This window comes from Salmonella sp. SJTUF15591, assembly GCF_043356435.1.
GTDB lineage: Bacteria > Pseudomonadota > Gammaproteobacteria > Enterobacterales > Enterobacteriaceae > Salmonella > Salmonella enterica.
In genome coordinates this window covers 501,339-519,026 of record NZ_JBEUJO010000004.1, presented here as the reverse complement: position 1 = coordinate 519,026, position 17,688 = coordinate 501,339, and the positions used below count along the sequence as shown (strand labels likewise).

At 49.1% G+C, this 17,688-nt stretch carries 18 protein-coding genes, 5 tRNA genes and 1 pseudogene; 5 read left to right on the top strand and 19 right to left on the bottom strand.

Annotated elements, in window-relative coordinates:
• From ABVM99_RS12600 to ABVM99_RS12590, 3 genes and pseudogenes are all read right to left on the bottom strand, one after another.
• Positions 1-619 (bottom strand): annotated as a pseudogene (locus ABVM99_RS12600) (oxaloacetate decarboxylase); the annotation flags it as partial.
• A gap of 15 nt (positions 620-634) precedes the next feature.
• On the bottom strand, positions 635-883 hold the full coding sequence (locus tag ABVM99_RS12595) for an oxaloacetate decarboxylase subunit gamma (RefSeq protein ID WP_001089087.1): 249 nt from the start codon (positions 881-883) through the stop codon (positions 635-637).
• A gap of 49 nt (positions 884-932) precedes the next feature.
• Complete coding sequence (locus tag ABVM99_RS12590) at positions 933-2,201, bottom strand: SLC13 family permease (protein WP_023195908.1); 1,269 nt, start codon at positions 2,199-2,201, stop codon at positions 933-935.
• A 221-nt stretch (positions 2,202-2,422) separates the two neighbouring features.
• On the opposite strand from ABVM99_RS12590, the gene ABVM99_RS12585 reads away from it, so the two are divergent.
• The gene (locus ABVM99_RS12585) at positions 2,423-3,406 is read left to right on the top strand and encodes a LysR family transcriptional regulator (RefSeq protein ID WP_000282119.1); all 984 of its coding nucleotides are present in this window, start codon (positions 2,423-2,425) and stop codon (positions 3,404-3,406) included.
• Here the strand turns inward: ABVM99_RS12585 and ABVM99_RS12580 are convergent, their stop codons facing one another.
• A complete protein-coding gene (locus tag ABVM99_RS12580; protein WP_000405927.1) occupies positions 3,407-4,297 on the bottom strand; it encodes a LysR family transcriptional regulator in 891 nt (296 codons plus the stop codon).
• Positions 4,298-4,426: 129 nt separating this feature from the next.
• On the opposite strand from ABVM99_RS12580, the gene ABVM99_RS12575 reads away from it, so the two are divergent.
• Together ABVM99_RS12575 and ABVM99_RS12570 are read left to right on the top strand one after the other, a co-directional pair.
• Positions 4,427-5,272 carry a fumarate hydratase gene (locus tag ABVM99_RS12575; RefSeq protein WP_000086831.1) on the top strand — a complete coding sequence of 282 codons (846 nt, stop codon included), beginning with the start codon at positions 4,427-4,429 and terminating at the stop codon, positions 5,270-5,272.
• Between the two features lie 14 nt (positions 5,273-5,286).
• Positions 5,287-5,832 carry a FumA C-terminus/TtdB family hydratase beta subunit gene (locus ABVM99_RS12570; protein WP_000970374.1) on the top strand — a complete coding sequence of 182 codons (546 nt, stop codon included), beginning with the start codon at positions 5,287-5,289 and terminating at the stop codon, positions 5,830-5,832.
• A 93-nt stretch (positions 5,833-5,925) separates the two neighbouring features.
• Here ABVM99_RS12570 and aroG read toward each other — a convergent pair whose 3' ends face one another.
• Positions 5,926-6,978, bottom strand: coding sequence for a 3-deoxy-7-phosphoheptulonate synthase AroG (gene aroG, locus ABVM99_RS12565; protein WP_023195909.1), 1,053 nt, complete (start codon positions 6,976-6,978; stop codon positions 5,926-5,928).
• A gap of 319 nt (positions 6,979-7,297) precedes the next feature.
• Between aroG and ABVM99_RS12560 the strand changes: the two genes are divergently transcribed.
• Positions 7,298-7,684, top strand: coding sequence for a YbgS-like family protein (locus ABVM99_RS12560; protein ID WP_000784380.1), 387 nt, complete (start codon positions 7,298-7,300; stop codon positions 7,682-7,684).
• 110 nt (positions 7,685-7,794) lie between these two features.
• Positions 7,795-8,733 carry a CDF family zinc transporter ZitB gene (gene zitB / locus ABVM99_RS12555; protein ID WP_000951251.1) on the top strand — a complete coding sequence of 313 codons (939 nt, stop codon included), beginning with the start codon at positions 7,795-7,797 and terminating at the stop codon, positions 8,731-8,733.
• Here zitB and pnuC read toward each other — a convergent pair.
• From pnuC to ybgC, 14 genes are all read right to left on the bottom strand, one after another.
• Positions 8,730-9,449 carry a nicotinamide riboside transporter PnuC gene (pnuC, locus tag ABVM99_RS12550; protein WP_000345367.1) on the bottom strand — a complete coding sequence of 240 codons (720 nt, stop codon included), beginning with the start codon at positions 9,447-9,449 and terminating at the stop codon, positions 8,730-8,732. The genes zitB and pnuC overlap by 4 nt on opposite strands.
• 24 nt (positions 9,450-9,473) lie before the next feature.
• Positions 9,474-10,517 carry a quinolinate synthase NadA gene (nadA, locus tag ABVM99_RS12545; RefSeq protein ID WP_017442253.1) on the bottom strand — a complete coding sequence of 348 codons (1,044 nt, stop codon included), beginning with the start codon at positions 10,515-10,517 and terminating at the stop codon, positions 9,474-9,476.
• Between the two features lie 620 nt (positions 10,518-11,137).
• A tRNA-Lys gene (locus ABVM99_RS12540) sits at positions 11,138-11,213 on the bottom strand.
• A gap of 134 nt (positions 11,214-11,347) precedes the next feature.
• Positions 11,348-11,423: transfer RNA gene (locus ABVM99_RS12535), tRNA-Lys, on the bottom strand.
• Positions 11,424-11,565: 142 nt separating this feature from the next.
• A tRNA-Lys gene (locus ABVM99_RS12530) sits at positions 11,566-11,641 on the bottom strand.
• A 3-nt stretch (positions 11,642-11,644) separates the two neighbouring features.
• Positions 11,645-11,720: transfer RNA gene (locus ABVM99_RS12525), tRNA-Val, on the bottom strand.
• A gap of 136 nt (positions 11,721-11,856) precedes the next feature.
• Positions 11,857-11,932 (bottom strand) — tRNA-Lys (locus tag ABVM99_RS12520).
• Between the two features lie 164 nt (positions 11,933-12,096).
• Positions 12,097-12,885, bottom strand: coding sequence for a cell division protein CpoB (gene cpoB, locus ABVM99_RS12515; protein ID WP_000097552.1), 789 nt, complete (start codon positions 12,883-12,885; stop codon positions 12,097-12,099).
• 9 nt (positions 12,886-12,894) lie between these two features.
• Positions 12,895-13,419, bottom strand: coding sequence for a peptidoglycan-associated lipoprotein Pal (gene pal, locus ABVM99_RS12510; protein WP_001176621.1), 525 nt, complete (start codon positions 13,417-13,419; stop codon positions 12,895-12,897).
• Between the two features lie 34 nt (positions 13,420-13,453).
• Entirely contained in the window at positions 13,454-14,746 is a 1,293-nt protein-coding gene (gene tolB, locus ABVM99_RS12505) for a Tol-Pal system beta propeller repeat protein TolB (RefSeq protein ID WP_001562341.1), read from the bottom strand.
• A 123-nt stretch (positions 14,747-14,869) separates the two neighbouring features.
• Positions 14,870-16,048: a cell envelope integrity protein TolA gene (gene tolA / locus ABVM99_RS12500; RefSeq protein ID WP_052938244.1), complete on the bottom strand. Its 1,179-nt coding sequence runs from the start codon at positions 16,046-16,048 to the stop codon at positions 14,870-14,872.
• A 64-nt stretch (positions 16,049-16,112) separates the two neighbouring features.
• Positions 16,113-16,541 (bottom strand): colicin uptake protein TolR, encoded by a 429-nt coding sequence (gene tolR / locus ABVM99_RS12495; protein ID WP_000124676.1) that lies wholly within the window; start codon positions 16,539-16,541, stop codon positions 16,113-16,115.
• A gap of 3 nt (positions 16,542-16,544) precedes the next feature.
• A complete protein-coding gene (gene tolQ, locus ABVM99_RS12490) occupies positions 16,545-17,237 on the bottom strand; it encodes a Tol-Pal system protein TolQ (RefSeq protein WP_000131318.1) in 693 nt (230 codons plus the stop codon).
• Positions 17,234-17,638: a tol-pal system-associated acyl-CoA thioesterase gene (gene ybgC / locus ABVM99_RS12485; protein WP_001046240.1), complete on the bottom strand. Its 405-nt coding sequence runs from the start codon at positions 17,636-17,638 to the stop codon at positions 17,234-17,236. The genes tolQ and ybgC overlap by 4 nt, the downstream gene beginning before the upstream one ends.
• Between the last annotated feature and the right edge of the window lie 50 nt (positions 17,639-17,688).

Genomic DNA, 17,688 nt, shown 5'->3' with positions numbered 1-17,688 from the left:
TGGTGGCGTGACAGTGCAGGTGCAGGCGCACCTCAAAACGTTTTTTGATTTCGCTCACCAGCTCATACGCCGCCATCGGAGTGAGAATGCCGGACATATCCTTGATGGCAATCGAGTCGACGCCGGTCTCTAACAGCTGTTCGGTTAAGTCCAGCCAGGTCTGCAGCGTGTGCGCCGGGCTGGTGGTGTAACTCAGGGTCCCCTGGGCGTGCGCGCCGTGGCTGCGCACCGCCTGCAGGGCGGCTTTCATATTGCGCGGGTCGTTCATGGCATCGAAGACGCGGAACACGTCCATGCCGTTTTTCACCGCGCGTTCGACGAAGCGTTCCACCACGTCGTCGGCGTAATGGCGGTAGCCGAGCAGGTTCTGGCCGCGCAGCAGCATCTGCAGCGGGGTTTTGGGCATGGCTTTTTTGAGTTCGCGCAGGCGCAGCCACGGGTCCTCGCCGAGGAAACGGATGCAGGCGTCAAAGGTGGCGCCGCCCCAGCATTCGAGGGAGCCGTAGCCCACGTCGTCGAGCTGAGCGGCAATCGGCAGCATGTCGTCAAGGCGCAGGCGGGTGGCGAACAGGGACTGGTGGGCGTCACGCAGGACGACGTCGGTAATGGCAATGGTCATGGATTCCTCCGTAAATTAAGGGTTAAGGCGGCGATGGTGGTGGATAGCGGCGGCAATCACCGGCTTGAGGCGGGCAAAGTCGTCAGCGGGCGCGGCGGCGGCAGGTGCCGCCTTCGGTACCGGGACCGGTTCAGGAAAGAAACGGTTGACGGCGGCGGACATGCCGCGGATGGCGAAAATCAGCAGGAACAGAAACGCCAGCACGAACCCCATGCCGAGGAACATCAGAGTGAAGCCTTCACCTAATAGCACCGAACTATTCATAATAAAGTCTCAAATTTAATAATCTAAAATAGAAAAGTAATATCAGGCATTAATAGAAGGGATAAAATACCGGTAGTAAAATCATACTAACGATAAAACAAACCAAACTAATCGCCAATCCGGGTTTTAAGAAATCTTTAAATTTAACATTCCCCGGGCCAATAATCATTGAGTTTGCTGGAATAGCCATTGGGGTACAAACAGCAACACTACTCGCAATAAAAACAGCAATAACAACTGCACGAGGGTCTGCGCCAATAGACTGTGCGATAGTCCACCCTACCGGGCATAACAACGTACATGCTGCAGTGTTACTCATAACTTGAGTCAAAGCCCATGTAAGTATCCACAATGATGCCATAATAATCATAACGCCAGAATCTCCGGTTACTGAAATAACGGCATTGGCAATCATTTCTCCAGCACCAGTAGAATTAAGCGCGGCTCCTAAAGGCATCATAAACGCAAGCATGAAAACAGTTAGCGTTTCAAAAGAATTAAAAGTTTCCTTTTGTGTCAAAACGCCAGCAAATACAAGAACAATAGCCGCACAACACGCAATAATATGCATTGGAGGCAGAAACTTAATATAATCAGTTGCCACCATTCCAGCGATAGCCAGGATAAAAACGGCTAAAGTTAAATTTCTATGCCAAGCCGGAATTTGGCTATAATCCATTTGAGAATCAGATTGTGTATTTCCCTCACGATCTGCGATGAGTTTTGAACCGAAGAAATAGAGAAATATAGAGCATGCAATCAGCAAAGGAATACCAATTTTAGCGTATTCGAAAAATGGCACCGACAGACTTCCCTTACTAAAAGTTTCAATAGTATTTTTAGCAATCAGATTTCCTGGCGAACCGATAATAGAAATATCAGCACCGATTGTTGCCCCAAAAACCAGAGGCATAAGAAGTTTAATAGGCTTAATCTGACTACTGGCGGCAATACCTAAAACAATAGGAATTAGCACAGCAACTGTTCCGCTATTAGAAACAAAGGCAGACATAACTCCACCAATAAGAAAAATCAATACACTAAGGCTTCTTTCTGTTTTAGCATATTTTAGTAAAATTTTACTTGATTGCCATGCCAAACCTGTTTTAAAAAATGCCGCACCGAGTACACACATGGCGACGATAAGAATAACATTCGCATTTACGATTGAAGCAAAAATATCCTTAGCATCGATAACACCGGTAAAATAAAGTGCCATTGGGACCATAAATGCAACTAATCCCATAGGAAGACGATCGCTAACAAAGATAATTATTGCAACCACTAAAACCAACAAAGTAATAATCGCTGGTGACATGTATAGTCCTTATATTATTAGGGTACAAAAACAACTCATTACAGTCATGAATACAACTGCAACAAGCATAAATCACATGTTATACTAAAATTACATCTAATTAATTTCTATTGAGAAAGAATACACTCACATAAATAACAACACTTACCCGACAAAGGCATAACATATTCTTACTGCTTTTGTTTCTGTTTAATCAAATAATTTCCTCTTAAAATCTGTCTGTGTATAATGCTACTTATATAAATGAAACTCATCCAATGCTAATAAGGTTGCAGCTTATGCAATATCGGCATCACCTCGAACTAACATGGCTCGAAGACTGTCTGGCTCTAAAAGAAACGTTGAATTTCTCAAAAGCGTCTGCCTCAAGATATGTGACTCAACCCGCATTTAGTCGTCGGATACAATCTCTCGAAGAATGGGTGGGTACGCCCCTTTTTGAAAGAAGTAAACGGGGAGTCACCCTTACCAAGGCCGGAGAAGTATTTACAGACCAGCTTCCCGAACTGATCCACTCCTTGTACACATTGAAAAGTGATACCCTTGAGGCCGCAGGTAATAAACAACCCAGTCTTGTTTTTTCAGCAACGCATGCTTTGTCTTTCTCTTTTGTCCCGCATTTGTTAAAACAGAGTGATAAAATTGCAAAATTTGGTTCATTTCGTCTTTTATCTGACTCATTGAATGCGTGCGAAAAAATGATGCGGCAGGGAGATTCACAATTTTTGCTGTGTCACCATCACCCACATATGCATCTAAATTTAAATAAAAATAACTTTATGAGCATTCGTCTTGGGTTTGATACATTAATTCCATTCAGTAAACCAGACTCAGAAACGTTAAAACCGTTGTGGAATATAAATAATAAGATTCAATTCCCTTACCTTTCTTTTTCATCACAATCAGGTCTGGGAAGAATAATAGCAAATACAGCGTCTATTAACAGAATTACCCATAATATAAATGTTGCCTTTGTGGCCGATCTGGCAGCAACACTATTGGCAATGGTCAGATCTGGCGATGGTGTTGCCTGGATACCTCAAAGCCTTGCCAGGCAAGATATAGAGGCTAAAACTATTGTTACTGCAGCGGAAAAAGAAAGCAATTTATGGGTACCCATAGAAATAAGACTTTATAGACCAGCCAAGAGAATGCCTCCAGATGCCGAAGAGCTATGGGAAATTTTTGTTGAAGAACAAATATAATTATTTAATTGTAAAATGTTCTTTAATATAATCCTCAATGAATTTAATTAACGCTCTGGTTGCATATGATAAATATTTATCTTTCTTCCAGGCCAAACCAATCGTAACATAAGTCGGCTCAGTCATGGCCTTGGTTATTACTTTTTCGGCTTTAAGATCGACAGCGTCCAAAATGAAAGAAATTCCTTCATTTTTAGCAACCAGATCTATGTTGGTTTGAACCCTGTTTGATGATAGAAAAATATGTGTATGAATTCCTCGCTTTGTACATTCTTCAATAATCGTTTTTCTATGCCAGGAATCTTTTTTCATTAGTATCAATGGCTCATATTGTAGATCTTCCCAATCGATACTATCCTTTTTTGCCAGAGGATGTTTATCTGACATACATACCACGTGCTGCTGAGTCATTAATGGTACCGTAACTAATTCTTTTGGACAGTCATTAATAATAACAATAGCAAGATCCAGCTCTCCAGCAGAAAGTTTATCATGTAAACCAAAAGTCCCCTCTTCAACAAGAGAGAGTTCCATCTCTGGATAAATCTCTCGGAAATGCTTGAAGAGCGGTGAAAAAAGAAACAAACTTATCATCGGTGGGATCCCCAAAGTTACTATGCCACCATTTTCATTACGATAATCTTTCATTTCCGCTACGCTATTTTTTAACGCAATAAGGATAGGTTCAATTTTTTGTAAGAAAAACATGCCCTCCTCAGTAAGGACAAGTTTATTTTTCTTTCTATCAAATAATGTCACCCCTAATTCAGTCTCTAACTTCTTAATAGCAATGGTGATATTAGGTTGAGAAACAAAATGCCGCTCAGCAACTCTGGTTAAGTTACCTAACAAAGAAGCGCTTACAAAATATTCTAATTGTCTAATTTCCATCTATTTTCCACTACTATAAATAAAATTTATCATTTAATAAAAATAACATATTTCCTTCCTACAATGAATACGAATATCATGAAAATGTGATCAATGGATAAAACAATGCAACATAGCACTGGAGGGAGTATGAGTCGTATATTAAATACAGAAATTATCATTCCGGTTATCGAAAAACTTGTAAAAAAAGCTTGTTATGAACTGGATGATAATCTCATGTGTTCTTTTCGTAAAGCATATGATAAAGAAGAGTCAAAGATCGGCAAGGAAACCATTAAGATATTAATTGATAATGGAGAGTATGCAAAAAAAGAACAACTTGCATGCTGCCATGATACCGGCACTTGTATCGTTATAATGGAAATTGGACAACATGTATGCTGGGAAGGTAAGCCGCTTAAAGATCAGGTGAACCAGGGTGTTCGCCAGGGCTATGAAAATGGATACTTAAGAAAATCCATGGTTGCAGATCCATTAGAACGTATTAATACTAATGATAATACTCCTGCAATTTTACATACTGAAATTGTTGATGGTGACCGAGTGACAATTACCGTTATGCCAAAGGGCGGCGGTAGCGAAAATATGGGAACTTTTAAAACATTGCTTCCCGGCGATGGTATTGATGGTATAAAAGATTTTGTTCTGGAAACTGTCCGTCGTGTAGGAGGCAATCCATGCCCTCCTTATATTATTGGTATCGGCGTTGGCGGTACAATGGATCACTGTTCGTGGATGGCGAAGAAAGCATTATTACGCCCTCTTGGTGAGTTCAATGCTAAGCCACTTTATGCCCAGCTCGAAGCTGAATTATTAGAGGCCGTGAATAATACAGGGATCGGCCCTTTAGGTATGGGCGGGCGTATTACGGCGTTAGGCGTGCATGTCGATTACTATCCTTGCCATATCACTGCACTGCCAGTCGCAATCAATTTCCAATGTAATGCAAGCCGCCACGCTAGTGAAATCATTTAATACCTGGAGAAGCTATGATGGAATTAACATTACCATTGACTAAAGAGAAAGCGAAAACTCTTAAGGTCGGCGATATATTATTTCTCACTGGATTTGCTTACACCTGCCGTGACGCCGCGCATAAAAAAATCGAAGTAGCGCTTAGTAACGGAGAAAAATCACCAGTCGATTTTCAAAACCAAACGATTTACTATGCTGGCCCCTGCCCTGCCAGACCTGGTTTACCTATTGGCTCCAACGGTCCTACAACGGCCGCGCGTATGGACCCATTTGTAGAAATGATGTTTCAACAAGGGGCAACTGCGTTTCTTGGCAAAGGCGATCGTGCTGATTATGTCGCTGAGCTTTGTAAAAAATACGGTGGGGTTTCGCTACTCGGGATTGGAGGAGCGTCTGCAATTAATACAAAACATGTTAAATCAGTAGAAATTGTTGCCTACGAAGAATTAGGAACAGAATCCATTAAGAAGTTATATTTTGACCGCTATAGAGTCATTGTAGGAATTGATTCGGAAGGAAATACCCTCCAGAAGCAGGAAGTACCTAAGTACGCCAAATAATAATACATTAATATTGGCAATATCGGTCCGGTAGGCTGTTACCGGACCGATATGTTTTCTATCCTGCACTTCACCACAGGATAGAAACTAAACTTAGCCGCGACGGGCTTTTACCGCTGCCGACAACTGACGAAGCAGCGCATCGGTATCTTCCCAGCCAATACAGGCGTCAGTAATGCTTTTACCGTAGGTCAGCGGCTGACCGCTTTCCAGACTCTGGTTTCCTTCTACCAGATGACTCTCTACCATCACGCCAATAATCGCTTTTTCACCGCCCGCTATCTGCTGGCAGACATCGGCGCAAACCTCCATCTGCTTTTGAAATTGCTTACAGGAGTTGGCATGGCTGAAATCGATCATGACCTGCGGCATCAGTCCCGCTTTGATGAGGCCTTCTTTCACCTCAGCAACATGTTGCGCGCTATAGTTTGGCGCTTTACCGCCGCGCAGAATGATATGGCAGTCGCCGTTGCCGCTGGTATTCACAATCGCCGAATGACCCCATTTAGTGACGGAGAGGAAGCAATGCGGCGCGCCGGCGGCGTTGATGGCGTCAATGGCGACTTTAATCGTGCCATCAGTACCATTTTTAAAACCGACCGGACAAGAGAGGCCAGACGCCAGTTCGCGATGAACCTGGGATTCAGTAGTCCGCGCGCCAATGGCGCCCCAGCTCATCAGATCGGCCAGATATTGCGGCGTGATCATATCGAGGAATTCGCCGGCGGCAGGCAGGCCGCTGTCGTTAATATCCAGCAGCAGTTTGCGCGCAATACGCAGACCGTCGTTAATCTGGAAGCTGTTATCCATATGCGGATCGTTAATCAGCCCTTTCCAGCCGACGGTGGTACGCGGTTTCTCAAAATAGACACGCATGACAATTTCAAGCTCGCCTTGAAGCTCATCACGTAGCGCCAGCAAACGGGCGGCATACTCTTTCGCCGCTGCCGGATCATGAATTGAACAAGGACCGATCACCACCAGCAGACGATCGTCATTGCCTTTGAGAATTTTATGGATAGCTTTGCGCGCGTGAGCAACGGTATTTGCTGCATTTTCCGTGGCGGGAAACTTTTCCAGCAGCGCGACCGGAGGTAATAACTCGTTGATTTCTTTAATGCGTAAATCGTCGTTCTGATAATTCATGTTTATTCCAGTGTTGCCGTACTTATCCCAATGAATGCAATCCCTCCAATCTATCTCTTCAATTAAATAGTGTAAACGGGCTTTTACACTTTGAACGGAATAATCCTGGAATTCAGGAAAAAAACGCACAAATGTAGCGAAAAATGGGATCTAACCTACACTTTTTAACTGTAACCACTCTGTTTATGAATTATTGCAAGATTCTCTGCTGCGTTAACCCGCGGCGGCGAACGCTTTTTATCCCTTATTTGAGGATTTGACTGACACGTGCACTGTTGGAAGAGGTTATCCGACATATCCACCATAACAGGAGCATCTTATGAAAATGACAAAACTGACTACGCTTTTACTCACCGCTACCCTCGGCCTTGCCAGCGGCGCAGCGTTAGCTGCTGAATCTAACGCGCAATCCAGTAATGGCCAGGCGAACTCGGCGGCAAATGCCGGTCAGGTTGCCCCGGACGCCCGCCAGAATGTGGCGCCGAATGATGTGAATAACAACGACATCAATACCAACGGCAACACTAACAGCACGATGCAGCATCCAGACGGTTCAACCATGAATCATGACGGAATGACCAAGGATGAAGAGCATAAAAATACCATGTGTAAAGATGGTCGCTGCCCGGATATTAATAAAAAAGTGGAAACCGGTAATGGCGTCAATAATGACGTGAATACCAAAACCGACGGTACCACACAGTAATGCAGAAAAAAGTCTGATAACGGGAGAGCTTTCGCTCTCCTTTTTATTTTGTCAGCGAAAAATCAGTATGATGTCTACAGTATTGATGAGAATAACAAAGGAATGACGTTATGGCGCACTCACACTCTCATGCCGATTCACACCTGCCGAAAGATAATAATGCTCGTCGCCTGCTTTTCGCCTTTATCGTCACTGCCGGATTTATGCTCCTTGAGGTGGTGGGCGGGATACTCTCCGGCTCTCTGGCGTTGTTGGCGGATGCGGGACATATGCTCACCGACGCGGCGGCCCTTCTCTTTGCGCTGCTGGCGGTTCAATTTTCCCGTCGTCCCCCGACTGTTCGCCACACTTTTGGCTGGCTAAGACTCACCACACTGGCGGCTTTTGTGAATGCCATTGCGTTGGTGGTCATTACCCTTCTCATTGTCTGGGAAGCGATAGAGCGCTTTTACACGCCACGTCCGGTGGCGGGCAATCTGATGATGGTGATTGCGGTTGCGGGTCTGCTGGCGAACCTGTTTGCGTTCTGGATTCTCCATCGGGGAAGCGATGAAAAAAACCTGAACGTGCGCGCTGCCGCGCTACATGTGATGGGCGATTTGCTGGGTTCCGTCGGCGCAATAGTCGCCGCGCTGATCATTATCTGGACGGGCTGGACGCCAGCGGACCCGATTCTCTCTATTCTGGTTTCGGTACTGGTGTTACGCAGCGCCTGGCGTTTGTTAAAAGATAGCGTCAACGAATTGCTGGAAGGCGCGCCGGTTTCGCTGGATATTAATGCCTTACAGCGCCATTTAAGCCGGGAAATCCCCGAAGTCCGTAACGTACACCATGTGCATGTCTGGATGGTCGGCGAAAAACCGGTCATGACATTGCACGCTCAGGTCATTCCGCCACACGACCATGATGCGCTGCTGGAACGTATCCAGGATTTCCTGATGCACGAATACCATATTGCGCACGCTACGATTCAGATGGAATATCAAGTGTGTCACGGCCCGGACTGTCATCTGAATCAGACGTCATCCGGGCATGTTCATCACCATTAACGGGAAAGCGCGCGCGATCCTCGCTCCCGCGCGCTGTTTATCCACAGGCGGCTACCGTTCACGGCGATAAATGTCAGGATCAGATATTCCAGCGACATCGCATAGACGCCCTGCAAAGCAAAAATCACCACGCTGATCACGTTGATTACCACCCACAGGAGCCAGTTTTCGACATATTTTCGTGTCATCAGAATCATCGCCGCGATAGACAGCACCATCATGCAAGAGTCCCAGAACGGGAAAGCGTCCGGTTGCAGTACAGGCATTGTCACCTGTAACCCCAGCATCTGCATAATGGCGACGGCCACGCGCGTCAGGACGGCGAATACGGGATCGATATATCGCGTCATCAAACCGATAGCTATCACACATATCGCCAGCCATGCCATTGCTTTTGGCAACGGCAGCCAGCGGATTTTAAGCTCGGCTTGATTATCCTTTGTTTGCCGCGACCACGCATACCAGCCATAAATATTGGCGGCAAAGAAAAAGAGTTGCAGCAACAGGCTGGCATAAAGCTGGATCTGAAAGAAAATAATCGCAAACAGAGTGACGTTAACCAGTCCAAAAAAGTAGTTGCTGATCTTCTCCAGACTGGCAAGCCAAATACAGAGCAGGCCGGCGATGGTTCCTACCGCTTCGATCCACGAGAGATCGTACCCGCCAGCGCCAATCGGAATATGAATCAGTATGTTGTGCGTACTAAAAAAATCCATTCTCTCCCCCAAAGATTTCCGTCTTTACGCCCGAAGTGTAGTCGCAAAATCCAGCATCCGGTTGAGGGGCAGTAATGCGCCCTCGCGTAGCGCCGCATCAACCTGTATTTCATGCGCCGCGCCTCCCTGCCCCAGCCCTTCAGCAATAGCTTTCAGGCCATTCATCGCCATCCACGGACAGTGCGCGCAGCTACGGCAGGTCGCCCCCTCGCCAGCCGTGGGCGCTTCAAGCAGCTCTTTTTCAGGCACCGCCTGCTGCATTTTGTAGAAGATGCCGCGATCGGTCGCCACGATAAGCTGTCTGTGCGGCAGCGTTTTTGCCGCCTTAATAAGCTGACTGGTGGAGCCCACCGCATCGGCCATTTCGACAATGGACTGCGGCGATTCAGGGTGAACCAGAATAGCGGCATCGGGATAGATTTTTTTTAAACGGGTCAACGCCTGGGTTTTAAACTCGTCATGCACGATACACGCCCCTTGCCAACACAGTACATCGGCCCCGGTCTGTTTTTGCACGTAATTCCCCAGGTGTCTGTCCGGCGCCCAGATAATTTTTTCCCCCAAACTATCCAGATGCTCAATCAGTTCTACGGCGATACTGGAGGTCACAACCCAGTCCGCACGCGCTTTAACAGCAGCCGAGGTGTTAGCATAGACCACTACGGTTCTGTCAGGATGCGCATCACAAAAAGCGCTAAATTCGTCTATTGGGCAGCCTAAATCCAGCGAACATTCCGCCGCCAGGGTAGGCATAAGAATGGTTTTTTCCGGGCTGAGGATTTTGGCGGTTTCCCCCATAAACCGTACGCCCGCTACCAGTAGCGTGGATGCGGCGTGCTTCGCGCCGAAACGGGCCATTTCCAGTGAGTCGGAAATACAGCCGCCGGTTTCTTCTGCCAACTGTTGAATTTCCGGATCGGTGTAGTAGTGCGCCACCATGACGGCATTGCGCTCTTTGAGCAAGCGCTTGATTTTCTCACGATAAAATTGCTTTTCATCGTCGTTCAACGGCGTTGGTTTCGGCGGGAACGGGTAGATTGCGGCTTGTGGGTCAAACATTACGCTCATCGTGGCTTCTCGTTTTACTGACTTAACGAAACAACCGAATGAAAGCGTAATAAACGCCACAATCGGTTAATTTGTTTTATATGCTAAACAAGATAGCTGATTCAATAAGGAAAGTCACAATAATTACGTAGCCCCGTATCTGATGGCGGCGTAACGTCTTATCAGGCCTACATGAGCGGTGCCGTCTGTAGGCCTGATAAGCGCAGCGCATCAGGCAAGACCCGAACCTGCGACAGGTTCGAATCATCCATATTGCAGATAGCAAAAAGGCGCCGCCAGCGCCCTCTTTTACATTGGTGGGTCGTGCAGGATGACTCGCTTCGCTCGCCCTTCGGGCCGTCGCCGTAAACGGCTCCGTTGTCTCACTGCGCTACTCGTCTCATCCTGAGACTCGCCCTTCGGGCAACGCTACGCATTGTGCAAAATTGTTCCCGACAATTTTGTCGACCCGAACCTGCGGCAGGTTCGAATCTTCCATATCGCAGATAGCAAAAAAGCGCCTTTAGGGCGCTTTTTTACATTGGTGGGTCGTGCAGGATGACTCGGCTTCGCCTCGCCCTACGGGCCGTTGCTGACGCAACGTTATCCTTCACGTTCAACATCTGAGTTTGATGTTAAATTGGTGGGTCGTGCAGGATTCGAACCTGCGACCAATTGATTAAAAGTCAACTGCTCTACCAACTGAGCTAACGACCCCTTGGATAAGGGTTACTGCTTCAATCATTCAGGATGGTGGGTCGTGCAGGATGACTCGGCTTCGCCTCGCCCTTCGGGCCGTTGCTAAAGCAACGTTATCCTTCACGTTCTCTACCAGTTACCACCTTGTATATTGGTGGGTCGTGCAGGATTCGAACCTGCGACCAATTGATTAAAAGTCAACTGCTCTACCAACTGAGCTAACGACCCATACGGGTGCTGCCTGAAAGATTTTACTCGGACCATCTAAAGATGGTGGGTCGTGCAGGATGACTCGGCTTCGCCTTGCCCTACAGGCCGTTGCTGACGCAACGTTATCCTTCACGTTCAACATCTGAGTTTGATGTTAAATTGGTGGGTCGTGCAGGATTCGAACCTGCGACCAATTGATTAAAAGTCAACTGCTCTACCAACTGAGCTAACGACCCGAGTGGTGGGTGATGACGGGATCGAACCGCCGACCCCCTCCTTGTAAGGGAGGTGCTCTCCCAGCTGAGCTAATCACCCGATACTACGCTGGATATTACTGACTAACCGAAGTTAGTGGTGGGTTGTGCAGGATGACTCGGCTTTGCCTCGCCCTACGGGCCGTTGCTGACGCAACGTTATCCTTCACGCTTTATTCTCGTTTCCACCGAACGATTGGTGGGTCGTGCAGGATTCGAACCTGCGACCAATTGATTAAAAGTCAACTGCTCTACCAACTGAGCTAACGACCCACTTTTACGTTGCTTTCGAGTTGTTTAATATCCCGTGGCAACGGCGGCATATATTACTGATTTCAGATTTGAGCGCAACAAAAATTTCGACGCAGAGGGCTCAACTGCTTAGGAATCGCACGACGCGACCAGAAAAAAGGCGTTTTCTGGTCGCATGGTACGCATTACATCGCGTTAAGACGCTTCTGCGCCTGTTTCGCGCCATCAGTGCCTGGATATTTGTTAATCACCTGCTGATAAACCGCTTTCGCTTTTGCCGTATCACCTTTGTCCTGCATGATAACGCCAACTTTGTACATCGCGTCCGCAGCCTTCGGCGACTTAGGATAGTTTTTTACTACCGAGGCGAAATAATAGGCGGCATCATCTTTTTTACCCTTGTTGTAATTCAACTGGCCCAGCCAATAATTGGCGTTCGGCTGATAAGTAGAATCAGGGTATTTCTTGATGAAGTTCTGAAACGCCACAATCGCATCATCCTGGCGAGACTTATCCTGCACCAGCGCAATTGCCGCATTGTAATCGGTATTCGCATCGCCACTTTGTACCGGCGCCCCTGAGGTTGCCGTACCGGCATCCGGGGCGGGGGTCGCAGTGGTTGCCGCCCCGCTCTGGTCACCAGCTGCTGGCTGCGCTGCGCCGCCATTATTTAAGCTCCCCAGCTGCAGCATAATTTGCTTCTGGCGCTCCATCACCTGATTCAGTTGATACTGATTTTCCTGGATTTGGCCGCGCAAAGAATCGATATCGGACTGATTATCGGAGAGCTGCTGCTGAAGTTGGGTTAAAAGCTGGCTGTGAGCGTTAGAGATACGCTCAAGTTGAGTGACGCGGTCTTCGACCGAGCCTGAGCCGACACTACTGATTGGCGCCTGAGCAAAAGCGGCCCAGGGGGCCGCTATGCCAACCAGTAACGACAGACTCAACAGGTGATGTCTGAAGTTACTGCTCATGCAATTCTCTTAGTAAACCAGTACAGCGCGACGGTTCTTAGCGTAAGCCGCTTCGTCGTGGCCCAGTACGGCAGGTTTTTCTTTACCGTAAGAAACGATGGAGATCTGGTCAGCGGAAACGCCTTTACCCTGCAGGTACATTTTAACGGCGTTAGCACGACGTTCGCCCAGGGAGATGTTGTACTCCGGAGTACCGCGTTCGTCCGCGTGACCTTCTACGGTGACTTTGTAAGACGGGTTGCTACGCAGGAAGTTAGCGTGCGCATCCAGCATTGCCGCGAAATCAGAACGGATATCGTACTTGTCGAGATCGAAGTAAACGATGTTGTTCTGCTGCAGCTGCTGCATCTGCAGACGCGCTTGCTCTTCAGATGACATGTTGCCGTTGCCGTTAGCGTCCATACCAGTGCCGGCGCCGTTCAGCATGCCGCCTTCGCTACCGTCATTGCTGGCGTTCTTGTTGGAAGAACATGCCGCGATTGCCATAACAGGCAGGGCAATCATCAGGCCCTTCAGCACTTTGTTCAGTTGCATTTCTTTAATTCCTTTAGTAATCAATTAATTATTATCACAGATACGGCGACCAGGCAGGCGATTTCACCTGACCATCAGTTGCCGGAAGACGCGCTTTGAAACGCCCATCTGTAGAAACCAAATTCAGCACAGATCCCATCCCCTGAGAAGAGCTGTAGATTACCATCGTGCCGTTAGGTGCCAGACTTGGCGTTTCATCCAGGAACGTTGACGACAGAACCTGTACGCCACCCGTCACCAGATCTTGTTTGGCAATGTGCTGCTGCCCGTTATTTGAGCTTACCATTACCATAAATTTACCGTCGCTGCTGACATCCGCATCCTGGTTTTGCGAACCTTCCCAGGTAATACGCTGCGCCGCACCGCCGTTAATGTTCATTTTATACACTTGCGGACGTCCAGCCTGGTCAGAAGTAAAGGCCAGAGTCTGGCTGTCCGGGAACCAGGTCGGCTCCGTATTGTTGCTACGGCCGTCCGTTATCTGACGAATCTGACCGGAGGCGAGATCCATAACGTACAGGTTCAGACTTCCGGTTTTCGATAACGCGAACGCCAGTTTCGTCCCATCCGGCGAGAAGGCCGGCGCGCCGTTGTGACGCGGGAAGGACGCAACCTGACGCACTGCGCCGTTTGCCAGCGTCTGGATAACCAGCGCGGAGCGACCGCTTTCAAATGTCACGTAAGCCAGTTTTGAGCCGTCCGGAGACCACGCCGGAGACATCAACGGCTGCGGAGAACGGTGCACCACGAACTGATTGTAGCCATCGTAATCCGACACACGCAGTTCATACGGGAACTGACCGCCGTTAGTCTGTACCACATAGGCGATACGAGTACGGAACGCGCCCTTAATGCCCGTCAGTTTTTCAAAGACTTCGTCACTGGCGGTATGGCCTGCATAACGCAGCCACTGCTTGTTCACTTTATAAGAGTTTTGCGCCAGTACAGTTCCCGGCGCGCCGCCAGTGTCAACCAGCTGATAAGCAACATTGTAGGAACCGTCCGGATTCGGCGTTACCTGCCCAACGACGACGGCATCAATACCCAGCGCAGACCATGCGGTAGGCTGAACTTCCTGAGCGGTGGCTGGCTGCTGCGGCAGTCGGGACCGGTCTAACGGATTAAATTTACCGCTGTTGCGTAAATCTGCCGCCACGATGCCGCCGATATCTTCAGGCGCAGCGCCCGGCCCGGCCCATTTAAAAGGCACAACGCCAATCGGTCGCGCCGAGTCCACCCCCTGGGTGATCTCGATACGGACTTCTGCGTGCAGCACTGCCGCCCACAGCATCAGAAAACCAAATGCTACTCGTAATGCCTGCTTCATCATATCTCCCATACCTGGGCCTGCGACCCACGATAATTTAGCAGAATGTTAACAAACTCAAATACACAAAACCACCAGGACCAGTAACAACTCAACCGCTCCAACTTCCATAAAGAAAAGTATCTACAGTTTAAAGTCTAGTTTGGCATCCTTTATTTTCTCATAAACAGCCTGGCTTGGCGGTTTAGGAATTTTCGCGGTTTTTGCCGCCATTAACGCTGCCTGACAAAGCGCCGGATCGCCGCCCTCAGACGTAATGCTTTTTAATGAGCCATCCGGCGCCAGGCTAATATGCAAGACACATTGTTTGCCCTGATACAGGCTCGCATCATACAGACGGCTCTGAATGGCGACCTGAATCTGTTTCGCGTAGGCGCTGATATCAGCGCCTGTCGCCCCACCGTTAGCGCCCGATGTACCGCTATCTTTCGATGGCTGGCCATTCCCTTTCGCGCCGCCGCCGGTTTTCGGCGCATTCTTACCCGAGCTGAGATCGCCAAGCAGATCGTCGACGCCTTCTGCGGCGGCCGCTTTTTCGGCAGCCGCTTTCTTCTTAGCGTCCGCCGCTGCTTTCGCCGCCGCGGCATCCGCTTTCTTCTTCGCCTCCGCCGCCGCTTTCGCCGCCTCGGCATCCGCTTTCTTCTTCGCCTCCGCCGCTGCTTTCGCCGCTTCGGCTTCCGCTTTCTTCTTCGCCTCCGCCGTTGCTTTCGCCGCTTCGGCCTCTGCTTTCTTCTTCGCCTCCGCCGCTGCTTTCGCCGCTTCGGCTTCCGCTTTCTTCTTCGCGTCCGCTGCCGCTTTTACCGCCTCGGCCTCTGCTTTCTTCTTCGCGTCCGCCGCCGCTTTCGCCGCTTCGGCCTCCGCTTTTTTCTTCGCGTCCGCCGCCGCTTTCGCCGCTTCTTCGGCCTGTTGCTGCTGCTGTTGCGCCAGTTTTGCCGCTTCTTCAGCCTGCTTTTGCTGCTCCTGAGCCGCTAAACGTTCTTTCTCAAGTTGTTTCAACCGCTCCTGTTCGGCAGCCTGCTTCTGCTGCAGCTCCTCTGCTTGCTGCTGTTGCAGCTTTTTACGCTCTTCTTCCGCGCGTCTGGCGCTGGCCTGTTGATCCTGCTGACGGTTGTACTGTTGCACAACGGCGCCAGGATCGACCATCACCGCGTCGATAGCGGAACCGCCGCCGCCGCCGGCAGAAGCCTCTATATGCTCATCAAACGAACTCCAGATCAGCACTGCAAATAAGATGATATGCAGCACGGCTGAAATAATTATCGCCCGTTTGAGCTTGTCGTTTTGTTCGGTTGCCTTTGACACTCTCGGTTCCCAAAAAACTGTTCGCCTGTTACTCGCCGTCTTTCAAGCCAACGGGACGCAGACTTCAGATTGGCTGCGTCATTAAGCCAACCGATTTTACGCCCGCGCTGTGTAACAAGTTCAGCGCTTTAATTATTTCATCGTACGGCACCTCTTTCGCGCCGCCGATTAAAAAGACTGTTTTCGGATTAGCCTGCAGATGACGCTTTACTTCTGCGATCACCTGTTCAGACGGCAGTTGATCCATTCGATCTTTATCAACCACTACGCTGTATTGCCCTACTCCGGAAACCTCAATAATGACCGGTGGATCGTCGTTACTACTGACCGCCTGCGACTGATTCGCCTCCGGCAAGTCGACTTCCACGCTCTGGGTAATGATCGGCGCGGTTGCCATAAAGATCAGCAGCAGCACCAACAGTACGTCGAGCAGCGGTACAATATTGATTTCGGACTTAAGTTCGCGACGACCTCGTCCACGCGTTCTGGCCATGGCTTACCCCTTGTTGCTTTCGCTTACGGTAAACGCCTGGCGGTGCAGAATCGCGGTGAACTCTTCCATAAAGTTGTCGTAATTCAGTTCCAGCTTGTTCACGCGCTGATTCAGTCGGTTGTAAGCCATAACCGCAGGGATGGCGGCAAACAGACCAATCGCCGTGGCAATCAATGCTTCGGCAATACCCGGCGCAACCATTTGCAGAGTCGCCTGTTTCACCGCGCCCAGGGCGATAAACGCATGCATAATCCCCCAGACGGTGCCAAACAGACCGATATAAGGACTGATAGAGCCTACCGTGCCAAGAAACGGGATATGCGTTTCCAGCGTTTCCAGCTCTCGGTTCATGGAGATGCGCATCGCACGCGACGCCCCCTCTACCACTGCCTCCGGCGCATGGCTGTTGGCGCGATGGAGCCGGACAAACTCTTTGAACCCGCTATAAAAGATTTGTTCCGAGCCCGACAGACTATCGCGTCTCCCCTGGCTTTCCTGGTACAGACGCGATAGTTCGATTCCGGACCAGAATTTATCTTCAAACGCTTCCGCCTCACGCGCAGCGGCGTTCAGGATACGCGTTCGCTGGATAATGATGGCCCAGGATGCTATTGAAAAACCAATCAAAATCAACATGATAAGTTTAACCAGAAGGCTTGCCTTCAGGAACAAATCAAGGATATTCATGTCAGTCACTGCTTAAACTCCGCGACAATAGACTTAGGAAGCGCACGAGGCTTCATTTTGAGTGGATCAACGCAAACAATCAGAACCTCTGCTTCATTTAGCAGCGTGTTCTCTGCGTTGACAATGCGTTGCGTGAAAACCAAAGCGGTGCCACGCATTGACGTAATTTCTGTTTGAACTTCAAGCATATCGTCGAGCCGCGCAGGCGCATAGTATTCCAGCGTCATCTTGCGCACCACAAAGGCGACCCGCTCCGCCAGCAGCACCTGTTGGCTGAAGTGATGGTGACGCAGCATCTCCGTGCGCGCTCTTTCATAAAAAGCGACATAGCTGGCGTGATAAACCACACCGCCGGCGTCCGTGTCTTCGTAATAAACTCGAATTGGCCATCGAAACATATACTTATTCATCCCTGCAGCCTCTTTGTTGGCGTCATCCGCTTGCCGCCGTAATGCCTCAA

Coding starts and splice junctions, on each gene's coding strand:
- cpoB (WP_000097552.1), bottom strand. CDS start 12,885: ATGAGCAGTAACTTCAGACATCACCTGTTGAGTCTGTCGTTACTGGTT.
- nadA (WP_017442253.1), bottom strand. CDS start 10,517: ATGAGCGTAATGTTTGACCCACAAGCCGCAATCTACCCGTTCCCGCCG.
- zitB (WP_000951251.1), top strand. CDS start 7,795: ATGGCGCACTCACACTCTCATGCCGATTCACACCTGCCGAAAGATAAT.
- ABVM99_RS12580 (WP_000405927.1), bottom strand. CDS start 4,297: ATGGAAATTAGACAATTAGAATATTTTGTAAGCGCTTCTTTGTTAGGT.
- aroG (WP_023195909.1), bottom strand. CDS start 6,978: ATGAATTATCAGAACGACGATTTACGCATTAAAGAAATCAACGAGTTA.
- ybgC (WP_001046240.1), bottom strand. CDS start 17,638: ATGAATAAGTATATGTTTCGATGGCCAATTCGAGTTTATTACGAAGAC.
- pnuC (WP_000345367.1), bottom strand. CDS start 9,449: ATGGATTTTTTTAGTACGCACAACATACTGATTCATATTCCGATTGGC.
- ABVM99_RS12570 (WP_000970374.1), top strand. CDS start 5,287: ATGATGGAATTAACATTACCATTGACTAAAGAGAAAGCGAAAACTCTT.
- ABVM99_RS12595 (WP_001089087.1), bottom strand. CDS start 883: ATGAATAGTTCGGTGCTATTAGGTGAAGGCTTCACTCTGATGTTCCTC.
- ABVM99_RS12575 (WP_000086831.1), top strand. CDS start 4,427: ATGAGTCGTATATTAAATACAGAAATTATCATTCCGGTTATCGAAAAA.
- ABVM99_RS12560 (WP_000784380.1), top strand. CDS start 7,298: ATGAAAATGACAAAACTGACTACGCTTTTACTCACCGCTACCCTCGGC.
- tolB (WP_001562341.1), bottom strand. CDS start 14,746: ATGAAGCAGGCATTACGAGTAGCATTTGGTTTTCTGATGCTGTGGGCG.
- ABVM99_RS12590 (WP_023195908.1), bottom strand. CDS start 2,201: ATGTCACCAGCGATTATTACTTTGTTGGTTTTAGTGGTTGCAATAATT.
- pal (WP_001176621.1), bottom strand. CDS start 13,419: ATGCAACTGAACAAAGTGCTGAAGGGCCTGATGATTGCCCTGCCTGTT.
- tolR (WP_000124676.1), bottom strand. CDS start 16,541: ATGGCCAGAACGCGTGGACGAGGTCGTCGCGAACTTAAGTCCGAAATC.